We start from the raw sequence: 15938 nt of genomic DNA, 5'->3' as shown, positions 1-15938 counted from the left end.
CGGGAACCCATCGGTCGTGTATCAGCGGGGCGGCGAGTGGGACACGCGCCGGAGGGACGACCGGGGTCCAGCGGACGAGGAAGGGGTCACCCGTCGGGGGGGCCGGCCGGGGCCCGGCGGAGGAAGAGGGCTCACTTGTCGGCGGGTGCAGGGTCCGGGGGCAGGCTCAGGGTGGCCACCGCGCCGCCGTCCGCGGCGTTGGTGAAGGCCAGGGCCGCTCCGATCACCTTTGCCTGGCCGGACGCGATCGTCAGGCCCAGGCCGTGCCCGCGCCCGCGTTCGGCCGTGCCCGTGCGGAACCGCTGGGGACCGTGGGCCAGCAGGTCGGCCGGGAAGCCGGGGCCGTGGTCCCGTACGGTCACCGTCCGGCGGGCGACGGCGACCTCCACCGGGCCGGCGCCGTGCCGGTGGGCGTTGACGACGAGGTTGGAGACGATCCGGTCGAGGCGCCGGGGGTCCGTCTCGACCACCGCCGCGTCCTGCTCGGACACCCGCGCGGCGAGGCCCGTACGCTTGACCGCGTCCCGTACGAGGTCGGCCAGGTCGACCGGTCCAGGCCGGGACCGTTCGGCGCCCGCATCGAGCCGGGAGATCTCCAGGAGGTCCTCCACGAGATCGCGCAGCACCCGCACCCGGCCCTGGACCAGCTCGGTCACCTCGCCCTCGGGCAGCAGCTCCGCCGAGGTGACCAGGCCCATCAAGGGTGTGCGCAGCTCGTGCGCGACATCGGCGGTGAAGCGCTGCTCGGTGTCGATCCGCCGCTGGAGGCTGTCGGCCATCGAGTCGACCACGGCCGAGATCTCGGCGACCTCGTCACCCCCGCGCACCGGCCCGGTCCGGGCGTCGAGGTCACCCGCCGTGATGCGGCGGGCCGTGCGGGCCACCCGGCGCAGCCGCCGGGCGGGGAGCTCGCTCGCCAGAGCCATGGCCGGGACGACGACGCCCAGGGTGAGCAGCGAGTACTTCCACATGTGCCGGTCCAGGGCCTGCCGAGTCAGCAGATCGGCGGTCATGTCGACCTCGACCGCGTACAGTTTCCCGCCCTCCCGCCGGGCCGCCCAGAAGACGGGGGCGGGTGGCCCCTCCTCGTAGAACGTGGCCTCGCCGCCGTGCTCGACCTGCCGCAGCAGAGGGTCGGGCAGTTCCCCGGGAGAGACCAGCGGCCCCTCCTCGCCGGTGGCCGCGGCATCCCCCAGTGCCTTCTCCAGGGACGCGCCGGCCCTGATCGCGCCCTCGTTCAGGGACCGCCGCAGCACCGAGTCGTGCACCAGGACACCGACCGTCAGCGCCATCGAGGCACAGGCCAGAGCCACCAGGAAAACGATCTTCCAGCGCAGCGAGCGGGGGTGCGGCACCAGGCCGGAGACCGCTCCCCGGCGCCGGCCGCTCACCTCTTCCACTTGTAGCCGAAGCCCCGGACCGTCTCGACGCGCTCGGCGCCGATCTTCTTGCGCAGCCGCTGTACGCACAGGTCGACGACCCGGGTGTCGCCGTCCCAGCCGTAGTCCCAGACCTCGCGCAGCAGGGTCTGACGATCCAGCACGATCCCGGGATGGGCGACGAATTCGAGCAGCAGTCGCAGCTCGGTGGGGGCGAGGGCGATCCGCTCGCCGTCCCTGCGGACCTCCAGGGCGGCGGGATCGAGGGAGAGGTCGCCGAAGACCAGCGGGCCGTCCGCCTCCGGTGCGACGGCCGGTCCGCCCGCCGGTGGCGCGAAGGCGGCCCGGCGCAGCAGCGACCGGATCCGCGCCACCAGTACGGCGGTGTCGACGGGCTTCACCACGTAGTCGTCGGCTCCCGCCTCCAGGCCGGACACCACGTCGAGGGAGTCGCCGCGCGCGGACATCATCAGGATCGGATCGGTGGACGTCTCACGGACGCGCCGGCACAACCCGATGCCGTCCAGGCCCGGCAGCATCACGTCGAGCAGCAACAGGTCGTGCCGCCCCTCCCGGAAGAGTTCGAGCCCGGTCAGCCCGTCGGCCGCGACGACCACACGGTAGCCGTACCGTTCCAGGGCCATCGCGACGGACCGCCGGATCACCTCGTCGTCCTCGACGAGCAGGACCGTCACGGGCGCCGACACGGGAGCCGGCAGGGAATCAGACATGTGCGTTCCTCGGGCACGGGACCGGGCAGGTCCTCCATCATGCCTCACCCCCGCCGATCCTCCGGAGGCCCGGAGCACCACCGACACGCCCCCGACCTGGGACGATACGCGCCTGATACATCATCGCGCGGCGGCCGACACACGCCCGAGCCGGTACGGACAAACGATCAGGGCGCCGCGGCGTCGCGCACGGTGCAAGTCACGGAACGGTACAGAACGACGGGTGCGGAGGGGCGACCCCTTCGGCTCGCCCCCCACCCGGCGGCCAGCAGCGGGCGGTGGATCGTGTATGTGGCGTGGCCCCTCGCCGCAGCGGTCGTCGCCGCGGGCGCCGTCCGCCGGCACGGTCTGTGAGTTTCCAGGGCCTGGCCGCCACAGATGCACACCGGGCCGTCGCACCCCCGTCCCGCGACCCATCGGGTGTCACCAAGGGGCGGGCCGCCGCCCAGTACGGGGATGCGTGCCGGACAACAAGGGCCTCAGGCTTCGCGGGCGCCCACGTACATGGCCTCGACCAGATCGGCGTAGGCGCGCTCGACGACGGGACGCTTGACCTTCAGACTCGGGGTCAGCTCGCCGTGCTCGACGTCGAGGTCCCGGGGCAGGACGGCGAACTTCTTGATCGTCTGCCAGCGCTGAAGATCGGCGTTGAGGCGCTGGACGAAGCCGTCGATCAGGGTGTGGACCTCGGGTGAGGTGACGACCTCGGCGTAGCCGCGGCCGGCCAGACCGTTCGCGGCGGCCCAGGGCATGATCACGCTCTCGTCGAGCGCGACGAGAGCGGTGCAGTAGTTGCGGTCGTTGCCGATGACCAGGATGTTGCTGGCGAAGGGGCAGACGGCCTTGAACCGGCCTTCGATTTCGGTGGGCGCCACGTACTTGCCGCCCGACGTCTTGAACAGGTCCTTCTTGCGGTCGGTGATCCGGACGTAGCCGTCCTTGTCGACCTCGCCGATGTCTCCGGTGCGGAACCAGCCGTCGGGCTCCAGGACTTCGGCGGTCTTGTCGGGGAGGTTGTGGTAGCCGCGCATGATGCCGGGGCCGCGCAGGAGGATCTCCCCGTCCTCGGCGATACGGACCTCGGTGCCGGGCAGGGGCGTGCCGACGGTGCCGACCCGGCTGTCGTCGGTCGGGTTGACGGTGCAGGCGGCGCTGGTCTCCGTGAGGCCGTAGCCCTCCAGCACGGGGACGCCGGCTCCGGCGAAGAAGTAGCCGATGTCGGGGGCGAGCGCGGCGCTGCCCGAGGCGCTGCCGCGCAGCCGGCCGCCGAAGGCCGCGCGGATCTTGCCGTAGACGAGCTTGTCGGCGATGGCGTGCCGGACGGTCAGGGACAGGGGGACGGTGCGGCGGCCGGTGGCGACCATCTGCTCCTGGCCGGTCCTGGCGTAGTCGCGTGCGACCTTCGCCGCCCACTGGAAGATCTTGTACTTGGCGCCGCCCTCGGCGCGTGCCTTGGCGGCGATGCCGTTGTAGACCTTCTCGAAGACCCGGGGCGCGGACGCCATGATGGTGGGCCGGACGGTCGGCAGGTTCGTGATGATGCGGTCGATCCGGCCGTCCACGGCCATGACGTGCCCGGACTGCACCTGGCCCGCGATCAGGGCCTTGCCGAAGACGTGTGACAGGGGCAGCCACAGGAACTGCACGTCGTCGGGGAGCACGAGACCCGTCGACTCCTGGGCGAACCCCTGGTACGACCAGCAGTCGTGCACCAGGCGTACCCCCTTCGGGCGGCCTGTCGTGCCGGAGGTGTAGATCAGCGTGGCGAGCTGCTCCGGGCCGATGCCCTGGACCGTCGTCTCGACCGCGTCGGGGTGCTCGGCGAGGTGCTCCGTCCCACGCCGTTCCAGCTCGGCGAGGGTGAGAACCCGCAGTCCCTCGGCCCCGATCGCGTCCGCAGCCGGATCGAACAGGACCACGTACTCCAGGTCCGGCAGCTCGCTCTTGCGGGCGGCGACCTTGCTCAGCTGCTCGGCGTTCTCCACGAAGATCGCGCGACTGCCGGAGTCGGCCAGGATGTACGCCGTCTCCTCGCCGTTGGTGCTCGGGTAGACGGCCGTCGCCGCCGCGCCCGCACACATCACGCCCATGTCGGCGAGGATCCACTCGATCCGCGTCGACGAGGAGATCGCCACCCGCTCCTCGCTCCGCACCCCCAAGGTGAGCAGGCCGGCGGCGATCGCCTTCACCCGCTGCGCCGTCTGAGCCCAAGTCAGCGAACGCCACTCCTCCCCGCCGTCCAGCTCGGCCGGATACCGGTACGCCTCCCGGTCGGGGGTGGCCTCGACCCGTGACAGGAACAGGTGCGCCACGGAATGCGGGCGGTTCTCGAGAAGGTGCTGCGCGGAACTCATGTCGGCCTCCATGCCCGAGGGCGCCCCTCACACATCGGTTGACTGGCGAGTAACTTGGGGAGGATGCCGAGGCTAGGGCTTGAGCGCCGGGCTGTGTAGAGGGCTGGGACCGCGAATTCACTTTCCGGGCGTGCGGTACCGCAGGCACACCAGGTGTGGAATAGCCGGTGCGCAGACGCCGTTCAGCCCGGGCCGCATCTCCCGACCATGTCGCCGGGCTGTGCGGAAACCGGCGGCGCGCCTCATGGGGAGAACACACCGGCGAAGGCCGGTGGCCCGTAGCACCGCCATGGCACTCGGACCCACCGTGCCACGGCAGCCGCGGCAGCCGCGTTCGTCCTCCTCAACGCAGCCGGGACGGCGCTCCCTGCCCTGGGCTCCGTCGAACCTCTGCCGATCGCCGTGCTCACCGTCCTCCTCCTGGTCTCCTTCCGCGCCCGTCTGCGCGCGACCCGTTCGACCGACCGCACGGCGCCACTGCCCGCCTGAGCGAGCCCGACGCCGACACCCGAAGCAATGCGTGCTGCCGGCAGACCCGCACAAGGTCCCAGGCCTGGAACGATCCTCGGATGCCCCGGCCCGGCGGCCTGAAGCGGTCCAACGGCGCGGCCCGCGCTCGGACCGAGAAGTGGACCGCCTTCGTCACCCGGGCCGGCCTCTACGCCCCTGTGCCGGACGAGCAGTTCGCCCTGCTTGCGAGCCGCACTGCCGACGCCCTCGAAGCCGCCGCGGCAGGCGGCTCAGACGATCGGCGGCCGTCCGCGCGGGTGAGGTGGGTGACGGTGTGCCGGCTCAGGCGAGGTTGAAGGGCGAGCGGCGGTTCACGGAGGATGCGGCGGGCGACGGCGTCGGTGTCGGGCAGGACCGCGGCGTTGCCGAGAGGGAACAGCAGCTCGCCGCCGACCGCCTGGGCGCCGATGCTGCGGCCCTCGGGGATGCCGACGTTCTCCGCCGGCGCGATCGTCCTCCCGCCGGCCGGGATCTGGGTCGGGGTGCGGCCCTTGCCCACCACGACCACGAGCACGGCCAGCTCCACGCCCTCTGCGCGAGGGGGGTTCACGGCCTTGGGGAACTCGTCGGGCGGTCGTTCATCGTCGGAACGGCCGCCCGACGCGGGGCATGCACGTGCTCAAGGCCCGGTGCTTCTCCCGCTCCGGTCCGATCAGGTGGCCGGCTGCAGTCGGACGCAGCAACGTCCGGGGCCGGGGGCCAGGCGTGCCTCCAGCTCTGTCTCGTCGAGGCCGCTGAGGACGCCGCGCAGCAGGTGGAGGTTCATGCCGCACACCGTCTGGGTGTGCTCGCGGGCCAGCACGTGGAAGGGGCAGTTGGCCAGAACGATGGAGTTGTCCTCGTGTCGTGGTTCGAAGCCGTAGCGTTCCAGCAGGTCGAAGACGTCGGTCCGGTTCTGCTCGCCCAGCTGAGCTCCGAGTTCCTCGGCCTTGCGATGCAGCACCTGCCGCACCGGCTCGCCGCTGACGTCGGATTCCTCCACGGCCTGGGCGAGGAGCCTTCCGGCCAGCTCGTAGCGGCGGTCCGGCAGGCTGACGGCGACCTGCTTCGTCGAACGGCGGTAGAGCTTGGCCGGCCTTCCCGCGCCCGGCCCGGAGCGCCCGCTGCGACGCTCGTAGACGACGTCCAGCAGCGATTCCTCGGCCAGCCGGTCGAGGTGGAACGCCGCGGTCTTCCGGGCCAGGCCGAAGGCGGCGGCCGCCTCGTCCCGGCTGACCGGGCTCGACTGGCGCACCACGTGGTCGTACAGCCTCCTGCGGGTCGGCTCGTCGAGAGCGGCGATGGCGGAGACGTCGGGGTCGCGTACTTCCTTCGAGGTGTCCACGAACACCAGTGTAAAACCCACAGTCATTGACTAAAGAGTGAGACAGATCTTCTATAGGAAGTGAGACTTGCCGATAGAAGGAGAGGGCCATGACCTCCGTGAACACAAGCACCACCCCTGCCCCGCAGCGGACGATGCTCAGCGACCCCGGCTACCAGGCGTTCCTGATCCTGCGCATCGGCTTCACCGCGGCGCCGATCCTCTTCGGGCTGGACAAGTTCACCAACCTCCTCGTGGACTGGCCCACCTACCTCGCGCCGTGGATCGACGACATCGTTCCCGGCAGCGCCCAGGCCGCCATGTACGCGGTGGGCGCGATCGAGATCGTGGCCGGTGTCGCCGTGGCGCTGGCGCCGCGCTTCGGAGGTTGGCTGGTGGCCGGATGGCTGGCCGGCATCATCGTCAACCTGCTGACCATCCCCGGCCACTACGACGTCGCTCTGCGGGACTTCGGGCTCCTCCTCGGAGCCGTAGCCCTCGCCCGACTCGCCCAGCGCTACCCCGCGAAGCAGCAGCGGCCGTGAAGGAACGCCGAGCGCACTGAACCCCTCCGGCGGGTGGAGCCCGACGGCACCACCCGCCCTTGCGGCCGCGGCGTCCCACGTCTCGGCTGGCTTTGTACTGACGGTCGGGTCCCGGCTCGGCAAGGACGACAACGTCGTGGTCACCGACGCCGCCCGCCTCGATGTGGACCACGTCGTCCCACTCGCCGAGGCGTACGTCTCGGAGCAGGCTCCGATGACCGCCCTCGGCCTGACCGCACCTCCTCGGCCTGGCCACTCTGGGCCCGACCACTCCCGAACCCGCCCCGTCGCCCGCCCCAGGAACGGCGAAGGGAAAGCTGTCTGCGGTCTTCCCGCGGGGCGTCGAGAGGCGTCGAGACGCTCGCCCAGTTCACCGCCCACGAGGGCGCCAGCGCGGCCCCCCTGCGCGCCCACATCAAGCGCCTTCTCTGCAATGGGCAGGAGCCCGCGCACAAGCTCGGCATCTGCTACGCCGACGCCCGCCGGCGCCGCGCCGACCTCGACCCCGCCCAGCGCGCCGTCCTCCCGCCCCCGGCGACCCCTGGGCCGTACCCGCCCGTCCCTGCCCGACTCCGCACCCGAGGCCCTGGGGCAACCAACCGGTGCTCCGCCGCGCCCGCTCCCCGGCTCCTTCCCCTGGTCACCTCGGGTATGACACCGGCACGGCGGGGTAACGGACGCCCATGGCATCCGACGAATCCTCCGCCGCGAGCGGCTCCGTACGACCCGAGATCGACGCCGAGGCCCTGACGCGCCTCCTGGACGGGGAACACGCCCGGGTCCGCGACCTCGTCCGGACCAATCTGGTGGCCCATTCCTCCGTCCTGGACGACGCGGAGCGGCTCGACCGGGAGGCGTTCCGCGAGCGGGTGCGGGACGTCGCGGTCGCGATGGCCGGGACCGGGCAGACCGGGATGGGCTTTCCGGCTGCGTACGGCGGCGGGGACGACATCGGCGCCTCCGTCGCGGCCTTCGAGACCCTCGCCTTCGGCGATCTGTCGGTACTGGTCAAGGTCGGGGTGCAGTTCGGCCTGTTCGGCGGGGCGATCCTGCAGTTGGGCACCGCCCGCCACCATGACGCCTACCTCGCGGACCTGGTGGCCGGCCGGCTGCTGGGCTGCTTCGCGATGACCGAGTCCGGACACGGCTCCAACGTGCAGGCGCTCGGCACGGTCGCCCGTTACGACGCCGCCGCCGGGGAGTTCGTGATCACCACCGAGGGCGAGGCGGCCCGCAAGGACTACATCGGCAACGCCGCCCGCCACGCGGAGCTCGCGGTCGTCTTCGCCCAGTTGGAGGTGGGCGGCGAGGCCCGGGGCGTGCACGCGTTGGTCGTGCCGCTGCGGTCCGATGGCGAGGTCCTGGAGGGCGTCGAGATCGAGGACGACGGACTCAAGATGGGCCTCAACGGCGTCGACAACGGCCGCATCCGCTTCCACGGCGTCCGTGTCCCGCGCGAGGCGCTCCTCAACCGCTTCGCGGACGTCACGCCCGAGGGCGCGTACGTCAGTCCCATCGACAATCCCGACCGCCGTTTCTTCACCATGCTGGGCACGCTCGTCCAGGGCCGTGTCTGCGTCGGCGGCGCCGGGGTGAGCGTGGCGAAGGTCGCGCTCACCCTCGCCGTCAAGTACGCCGTGCGCAGGCGCCAGTTCGAGGCGTCCCCGGGCACCGGGGAGCAGCTGCTGCTGGACTACGGGCTGCACCAGCGGCGGTTGCTGCCGCTGCTCGCCCGCACCTACGCCCTGCACTTCGCCCAGGACGCCGTGCGCGGGCAGCTCCACGCCGTCTTCTCCGGCGACGACGACTCCCCGCAGGCGCGCCGGCGCCTGGAGTCGCGGGCCGCGGGCATGAAGGCGCTCGCTACCTGGCACGCCACGCGCACCGTGCAGGAGTGCCGTGAGGCGTGCGGCGGCGCCGGATACCTGGCGGTGAACCGCTTCGCCGCCCTCAAGGCGGACAGCGACGTCTTCACCACATTCGAGGGCGACAACCACGTCCTTCTCCAACTGGTGGCGAAGGGGCTGCTCACCGACCACGCCGGCGAGTTCGAGGACCTGGACCAGCTGGGGATGGTCCGTTACGTCACCGGCCTCGCGGTCGACACCGTCATCGAGAGGACCTCCGCCCACAAGCTCCTGGAACGGGTCCGCGACCTGCTGCCCGGGGGCGACGAGTGGGACCGGGAGGCCGGGCTGCTCGACTCGCGGTACCAGCTGGCCATGCTCCGCTTCCGCGAGGAACACATGCTCGGCGGCCTGGCCCGCCGCCTGAAGGCCGGCGTCGACGGGGGGCGCGATCCCGGAGCGGTGTTCTCCTCGGTGCAGGACCATGTGATCGCGCTCGCCCACGCGCACGTGGAACGGCTGGTGCTCGAATCGTTCGTCCACGCGGTGGAGGCCCTGCCCGAGAGCGGGAACAAGGTTGCCCTGAAGCTGCTGTGCGACCTCCACGCCCTGTCGACGATCGAGGCGGACCGGGCCTGGTTCATGGAGCACGGACGCCTCACCGTCCAGCGGTCCAAGGCCATCAGTCGCGAGGTGAACGACCTGTGCCGCAAGGTCCGCCCCCTGGCCGTCGATCTGGTCGACGCCTGGCGAGTGCCGCCGCAGCTGCTGCGCGCGCCCGACCTGCTGGGCTGACGAGGTCCGGCCTGCCGTCCTGGAGCGAGGCAGGGGAGCCGGGCCCTCCGCGCTACCGGTGCCTGCGGGAACGTGCCCTTGGCTTGCTTTCCTAGGATCCCTAGCTAATATCTAGGGGCACTAGGAAATGCTGAGGAGGGCGCATGGCGCGGGCCGGGGTGACGACGGAGCGGGTGACGATCGCAGGCGCCGAGCTGGCTGACGAGGTCGGGCTCGACCAGGTGACCATGGCGCAGGTGGCGCGGCGGCTGGGCGTGAAGGACGCGAGCCTCTACGCGCACGTCCGCAACCTGGAGGATCTGCGCGGACGGATCGCGCTGTTGGCGGCGGACGAGAAGACCATCCGCATCGCGGAGGCGACCGCCGGGCGGGCGGGCAAGGACGCGCTGGTCGCGTTCGCGAACGCCTGGCGGGAGTACGCCCACCAGCATCCGGGCCGCTACACGGCAACGCAGGCCCCGATCCGGATCGACCCTGAGCTTGCCGCGAAAGCGCCCGGACCACGGCGCGCGGTCGAACTGACCTACGGCATGCTGCGCGGCTACGGACTGGCCGAACCAGACCTGACCGACGCGGTCCGGCTGCTGCGCAGCACCTTCCACGGGTTCGTCGCCCTCGAGGCCGCGGGCGGCTTCGCGCGCGAGCGTTCGCCCGAACAGTCCTGGTTGCGCGCCCTCGAGGCCCTGCACGCCCTTCTGGAGCACTGGCCCTCTTCCCGAGAAGGAGACCCCGCATGACCGCCCCGACCACTGGCAGCCTGCGCGTGACCGAAGCGACCCTGCACTACGAAGTGCGAGGCCAGGGCCCGCTCCTGCTGCTGATTCCCGGAGGGGCGGGCGACGCGGCGTCCTTCGACGGCATAGCCGACGACCTGGCCGCCGAGCACACCGTCGCGACCTACGACCCGCGTGGCATGTCCCGCAGCCCGCTGGACGCCCCCGAGGCCGACCAGCGCGTGGCCGAGCACGCCGACGACGCGCTTCGGATGCTGGACCTGCTGTCGCCCGGCAAGCCCGCCAGGGTGTTCGGCGCCAGTTCGGGCGCGATCGCTGCCCTGCATCTGCTCGCCGCCCATCCCGAACGCCTCGAACGCGTCGTGGCGCACGAGCCGCCGGTGGTGGAGGTCCTGCCGGACGCGGCCGAACACCGCGCGCTCATCGCACGAGTACAGGAGGTGTTCCACACCCAGGGGCTGATGCCGGCGATGACCGAATTCGCCGCGGGCCTGAAGAAGGACGGCGACACCGTCGAACCGAAGGTCGAGATCACACTTCCGCCAGGGGCGGCGGCGCGAGCCGAACGGACGATGGCCAACCTGCCGTACTTCCTCGGGAGCATCGTGCCCCGCTTCATGGCCTACGCCCCCGATGTCCACCGACTGCAGGAGCTGTCGGACCGGCTCGTGCTGGTCGGCGGCCAGGACTCACAGGGCGAGCTGCCCTATCGCTCGGCCGCATTCCTGGCCGAGCGTCTCGGCACGGAACTCCGGCACTTCCCCGGCGGGCACACCGGCCTGACCACGCACCCCGCAGAGTTCAGCGAACTCCTTCGGAAGGCCTTCCGCGCCCCCATCTGAATCCCGCTCACCCCGGTCCGCTCCACCGTCCGCTCCACCGCAGGCGGTCAGCCGGGCAGCATGGCGGCGTGGCCGACCTGCTGTGGGATGACGTGAAGTGCTTCTTCGATCCGGACGTGATGGGGGCGCTGCCGGACGTGCGTGTCCCGGATGCCTCCGTGGCGGACTGGCAGACGGTGCTCGATCTTGTCGCGGGGAAGGGCTGGAAGTGCCAGTACTCCGAGGGAGAGACGGTACTTCCAATCCCCCGGGCGGAGGCCGTGCTGTCCCGTGCGGCGGATGCCGAGTGCCCGGGCCTTCGGGTCTGGCCGACTGCGGAGGTTTTGGCGATCTTCCGCTTCCATGCTGCCGATGAAGTCGACTTCGACGTCGACCTGCGGGAGGTGCAGGGCCAGGAGCGACTGGATGTGTTCTGCGACTTCCTCCGGGAGATCGGCCGGCGGCTGGGCAAGCCCGTGCTGATGGACCCGGAGGGTGATGGTGGCCATCCGGTTCTCGGCTTCGACGTCAAGGCCGATCGAGTAGTCCTCCTCGCAGACCCGCAGGTCAGGTGAGTGCGGCCGACGGCTGGGGTTCGTAGAAGGTTCCGCCGCGGAGCACGGCGACATGTCGTCAGGGCAGAAGGACCTGGCAGCCCTACACCTCCCGATCCAGGGTGGACGCCAGCCGCGCGGCCGCATGCTCGGACCGCTGAGTTGCCGGCCCGGACGGGCGCCTCGTCACCGTTGGGTTCCTCGGGCCACACTGCGGATCGGCCTTTCCAGTCACTTGGCGGGGGTGCGCCCGTCGATCGCCGGATGGCCGGTGGCTCGTCCGGGCCCCAGGTTGGGGGCATGGCCCGTCGTGCTCGGCGGGTCGATGCCGCCCCGCCGTTGATCCTGTGCGGGGCGGACCGCGGAGGAAAGGAATCTTGTGAACACCGCATCCGCCCCGGAGGCGACGGGTGCCCCGTCCCTGCGCGTCCGCGAGACGCTCAAGGCGCTGTACGGATATGTCCGCCCGCACCGGTGGACCGTCGTGCTGGGTCTGCTGCTGGCGCTGGTGGGCGCCGCCGGCGGGTTGCTGCAGCCGCTGGCCACGAAGGCGCTCGTCGACCGGCTCTCGTCCGGCGGCACGCTCGCCACCGTCCTGCTGGCGCTGACCGCGCTGGTGCTGCTGAGCACGGTGGCCGAGGCGTTCGGCGCCTACGTCCTGGAGCGGACGGCCGAGTCGGTCGTGCTGGCCGCTCGCCGCAGTCTGATCGGTCGGATGCTGCGGCTGCGGCTCTCGGCCGTGGACCGGATGCAGCCGGGCGATCTGATGTCGCGCGTCACCTCCGACACCACGCTGCTGCGGGCCGTCAGCACCCAGGCGGTGGTCAACGCCGCGACCGGGGCCCTCACGCTGATCGCGGCGGTCGTGGTGATGGCCTTCCTGGATGCCTTGCTGCTGGGTGTCACGCTCGGTGTGGTCGCGGTCGTCGGGGCGGGCGCCGCCCTGGTGATGCCGAGGATCGGGCAGGCCGCCGAGCGTGCCCAGGCCGCTGTCGGGGAGATGTCCACCGGCCTGGAGCGGGTCTTCGGCGCGTTCCGCACCGTGAAGGCGTCCGGCGCCGAGGAGCGGGAGACCGCCCGCGTCGAGGCGTCGGCCCGGCGGGCGTGGCGCCACGGCGTGCGCGGCGCGAAGTGGGAGGCCCTGCTCGGGACGGCGGACAACCTCGCCGTCGAGCTGGCGTTCCTCGCGGTGCTCGCCGTCGGCGGGGCGCGGGTGGCGTCCGGGAACATCCCCGTCTCCACGCTCATTGCCTTCCTGCTGTACCTGTTCTACCTGATGGAGCCGGTGTACAAGCTGGTCGAGGCCGCCTCCGCATACCAGGAGGGCGCCGCCGCGATCTCCCGGATCAAGGAAGTGGACCGCCTGACGGCGGAGCCACCGGCCCAGTACAAGCCGGTGCGGACCGAGGTGCGTCCGGCGTCGGTCCGCTTCGAGGACGTGCGCTTCCGCTACGGACCCGGGCTGCCCGACATCCACCGCCGGGTGGACTTCGAGGTGCCGGGCGCCGGGATGACCGCGTTCGTCGGGCCCTCGGGCGCGGGCAAGTCGACGGTCTTCTCGCTCATCGAGCGGTTCTACGAGACGACCGGCGGCAGGATCCTGATCGACGGCACGGACATCCGCCAGTGGCCGCTGTCCGAGCTGCGGTCCGTCATCGGGTACGTCGAGCAGGACGCTCCGGTCCTTGCCGGCACGCTCCGGGAGAACCTGGTCTTCAGCGCACCTGGCACGACGGACGACGACATCCGCGCCGTCCTCGCCCGGACCAGGCTCGACTCCCTCGTCGAGCGTCTCCCGCACGGCCTGGACACCCTGGTCGGGCACCGCGGCTCGAAGCTGTCCGGCGGCGAGCGCCAGCGCGTCGCGATCGCCCGCGCCCTGCTGCGCGGGCCCAGGCTGCTGCTCCTGGACGAGGCGACCTCGCAGCTCGACGCCGTCAACGAGCTGGCGCTGCGGGACGTCATCGCCGAGACGGCACGCGACACCACCGTCCTGGTCGTCGCGCACCGCCTGTCGACGGTGACGGACGCGGACCGCATCGTCGTCATGGACGCCGGCACGGTCCGCGCGATCGGCACTCACGAGGAGCTGGTGGCCGAGGACGAGCTGTACGCGCAACTGGCGGCCACCCAACTCCTACTTCCGGCCGAGCGACCCGCCGGGTGAGCTGAGCGACCCGAGCGCTGCCCCCGCCACACGGCGGAGGCAGCGCTGCTGGATGGCGGAGCGGCGCCGGACACTGCCCATCGGACGGCCGGTGAGGCTGAGGACGGCGCCGCACGTCACCCGGCGGTTCAGCTGCTGCATGCTCTGACCCGCCACCTCACCTGGAGCCCCCATGTCCACCCTCATGGCCAAGGGCCAGAAGATTCCCCTTCACACAGCCGAACACGATCGAGGCGGTGCCGCGTGGGCCGAGAGCTCCGATCATGCGCCGTTCACGTCGGGTGAAGTCCGAGCCGAGGAAGGCGGACAGGACCGGTGATCACGATCAGCACGAAGGACATGTGGTTTCCGGTTCCGGGGCGATGACACGTACGAAGCAGGAGGGGCCGGGCCCTGCCGCCCGAGGAGCGGGCTCCACAGGTCTTCGTGAACCCGGCCGGAGCGCCTCCGTGTCCGAGCCTAGGATCCACCGCCCGTGCACGGCGGCATCGAGGTGCCCGTCCGAGTCGCTCGGGTGTGTTTCAGCCGCTCGGCCGGGTGCCCAGGTGTAGGGGTGTCGGACCGCACGGTCGATGTGAGCGGGCCGCGAGGACCGCCGGGAGCCGGGCCGGGACCATCAAAGACCGCCCCGCCCCGGCTCGGCGCGGCGTCATCGGACGTACTTCGCCGGCTTGGTGGCGGCGTTGAGCAGCGCCTCCAGCGGGCCGCGGCGGAAGAAGCGGGACCAGACCGTGGCGAACACAGTCGCGCCGAGGAGGAACGCGAGCACGGGGATCCAGGACGACTGGCTGCTCTCACCGGCCGATCCGCCAAGGACGGACTGGGCGAGGAAATGCCCGACGTACGCCGTGAGGGACATGGTGCCCACGGCGATGACGGGCTTCGCCAGACGGCGCAGGCGCGGCAGGCGGTCCATGAGCACCGTCGCCCCCACGATCACGAGGATGGCGACGCCGACACTGCCGATGATGTCGAAGGTGGTGCCGCTGTGCGGGCCGGCGGACAGCAGTTCCGAGGCCGCCTGCCGGGGAGCCTCGACGGACCCGCTGCCGAAGGACGACGCCTTCTCGAACGCGTCGGAAGACTTCCCGTCCTCCGCCATGCTGCGCAGCGCGTTCGGGCCCGCCAGAAACAGCGACAGGCCGTACGCACCCACGGTCAGGGCGGCGCCGGACGCGGCCAGGCGCCGCTGGACGGAAACGGCCGACAGGTCGAGGCGGGCCAGCGCCATGCCGGCGACGACGAACGACATCCAGGTGATCGTCGGATAGAAGCCGGTGAGCAGCAGGTCGAGCACGCCGACCTCGCTGATCTTCTTGAGCGGGTCGTAGGTGTTGATGGTCTGCCGCGCGGACTCGCCGAGCCGCGAGTCGAGGATGAACGCCAGTTGCGGTGTGACGAGCGCGAGCCCGGCGGCGGTGATCGCCAGTGCCTTGGCGGACAGCCGCAGCAGGGGCAGGGCGAGGAGGAAGTAGACGCCGTAGAAGCCGAGGATGATCACGCCCCCGTACTCCATCGCCAGCACCGTTCCCAACGCCAGCAGGATCACGGCCCGGATCGCGATGCGGACCTTCGCTTGACGGCCCGCCAGGCCGGTTTTCGGCTCACGGCGGCCGGCGATCAGCGTCAGCGAGAACCCGGCGAGGGTGGCGAACAGGACCGACGAGTGCCCGTCGGCCAGGTACCGGACCCAGGTGCCGACGCCGTGCGTGGACGAAAGGGGCGGTCCGATGTGGACGATGTACATGCCGAACACCGCCAGCGCGCGGGCCAGGTCCACCCCGACCAGGCGCCCCGTCGAGGGCCCGCCCGAGGGTTTCCCGGCGGAGTCGGACGAGACCGCGGGCACGGGAGAGGCGTTCTCCCGTGGAGCCGACGCCGCCTGTGGGGGCTGTATCTGTGTCATACGAGGAATCTCCCGACGCGGCACGGACGCGGACCATCCGGCAGGCTTCGGTGGCACCCCCGCCGGCCGACCGGGACCACCCCTCCGACCGGCGGGTCGGGCGGACGGGTCAGAGGGCGGCGGTCGATGGCGGGCAGGAGGTCCTGGAAGGTGGCCCCGGAGGCGGGCTCGCCGATGGCGGTCAGCCCCGCACGCCCGCAGGCACGCGAAGGGGAGATCCATCCGAGGGCGGGCGGCCGTACTGGTGTCCTGGGGGCCAGAGGCTGACGCCGAGGCCTGGGCGATGCCGGCC

Annotated in this window: 12 protein-coding genes; 6 read left to right on the top strand and 6 right to left on the bottom strand. The window is 71.7% G+C overall.

Annotated features, from left to right (window positions below):
* Positions 1-131: 131 nt before the first annotated feature.
* From ACFZCF_RS29935 to ACFZCF_RS29915, 5 genes are all read right to left on the bottom strand, one after another.
* Complete coding sequence (locus tag ACFZCF_RS29935) at positions 132-1391, bottom strand: ATP-binding protein (RefSeq protein ID WP_391290124.1); 1260 nt, start codon at positions 1389-1391, stop codon at positions 132-134.
* Positions 1388-2110 carry a two-component system response regulator CseB gene (cseB, locus tag ACFZCF_RS29930; RefSeq protein WP_391290122.1) on the bottom strand — a complete coding sequence of 241 codons (723 nt, stop codon included), beginning with the start codon at positions 2108-2110 and terminating at the stop codon, positions 1388-1390. Before cseB ends, ACFZCF_RS29935 begins: the two co-directional genes overlap by 4 nt.
* 479 nt (positions 2111-2589) lie before the next feature.
* Positions 2590-4464: an AMP-binding protein gene (locus tag ACFZCF_RS29925; RefSeq protein ID WP_391290121.1), complete on the bottom strand. Its 1875-nt coding sequence runs from the start codon at positions 4462-4464 to the stop codon at positions 2590-2592.
* A 658-nt stretch (positions 4465-5122) separates the two neighbouring features.
* Positions 5123-5524 (bottom strand): hypothetical protein, encoded by a 402-nt coding sequence (locus ACFZCF_RS29920; protein WP_391290119.1) that lies wholly within the window; start codon positions 5522-5524, stop codon positions 5123-5125.
* Between the two features lie 102 nt (positions 5525-5626).
* On the bottom strand, positions 5627-6304 hold the full coding sequence (locus ACFZCF_RS29915) for a helix-turn-helix domain-containing protein (protein ID WP_391290165.1): 678 nt from the start codon (positions 6302-6304) through the stop codon (positions 5627-5629).
* An 83-nt stretch (positions 6305-6387) separates the two neighbouring features.
* Here ACFZCF_RS29915 and ACFZCF_RS29910 point away from each other — a divergent pair, with 83 nt between their 5' ends.
* From ACFZCF_RS29910 to ACFZCF_RS29885, 6 genes are all read left to right on the top strand, one after another.
* Positions 6388-6822 carry a hypothetical protein gene (locus tag ACFZCF_RS29910; protein ID WP_391290117.1) on the top strand — a complete coding sequence of 145 codons (435 nt, stop codon included), beginning with the start codon at positions 6388-6390 and terminating at the stop codon, positions 6820-6822.
* A gap of 683 nt (positions 6823-7505) precedes the next feature.
* A complete protein-coding gene (locus tag ACFZCF_RS29905; protein WP_391290115.1) occupies positions 7506-9464 on the top strand; it encodes an acyl-CoA dehydrogenase in 1959 nt (652 codons plus the stop codon).
* A 143-nt stretch (positions 9465-9607) separates the two neighbouring features.
* Complete coding sequence (locus ACFZCF_RS29900) at positions 9608-10201, top strand: WHG domain-containing protein (protein WP_391290113.1); 594 nt, start codon at positions 9608-9610, stop codon at positions 10199-10201.
* Complete coding sequence (locus ACFZCF_RS29895; protein ID WP_391290111.1) at positions 10198-11040, top strand: alpha/beta fold hydrolase; 843 nt, start codon at positions 10198-10200, stop codon at positions 11038-11040. Before ACFZCF_RS29900 ends, ACFZCF_RS29895 begins: the two co-directional genes overlap by 4 nt.
* 68 nt (positions 11041-11108) lie before the next feature.
* Positions 11109-11594 carry a hypothetical protein gene (locus tag ACFZCF_RS29890; RefSeq protein ID WP_391290109.1) on the top strand — a complete coding sequence of 162 codons (486 nt, stop codon included), beginning with the start codon at positions 11109-11111 and terminating at the stop codon, positions 11592-11594.
* A gap of 358 nt (positions 11595-11952) precedes the next feature.
* The gene (locus ACFZCF_RS29885) at positions 11953-13740 is read left to right on the top strand and encodes an ABC transporter transmembrane domain-containing protein (protein ID WP_391290107.1); all 1788 of its coding nucleotides are present in this window, start codon (positions 11953-11955) and stop codon (positions 13738-13740) included.
* Between the two features lie 649 nt (positions 13741-14389).
* Here ACFZCF_RS29885 and ACFZCF_RS29880 read toward each other — a convergent pair.
* Positions 14390-15646, bottom strand: coding sequence for a DUF418 domain-containing protein (locus ACFZCF_RS29880; protein ID WP_391290105.1), 1257 nt, complete (start codon positions 15644-15646; stop codon positions 14390-14392).
* Positions 15647-15938: the final 292 nt, after the last annotated feature.

Source organism: Streptomyces sp. NPDC007945, assembly GCF_042958885.1.
Lineage (GTDB): Bacteria > Actinomycetota > Actinomycetes > Streptomycetales > Streptomycetaceae > Streptomyces.
The sequence above is the reverse complement of the archived record's forward strand: the minus strand, read 5'-3'. Positions and strand labels throughout refer to the sequence as shown.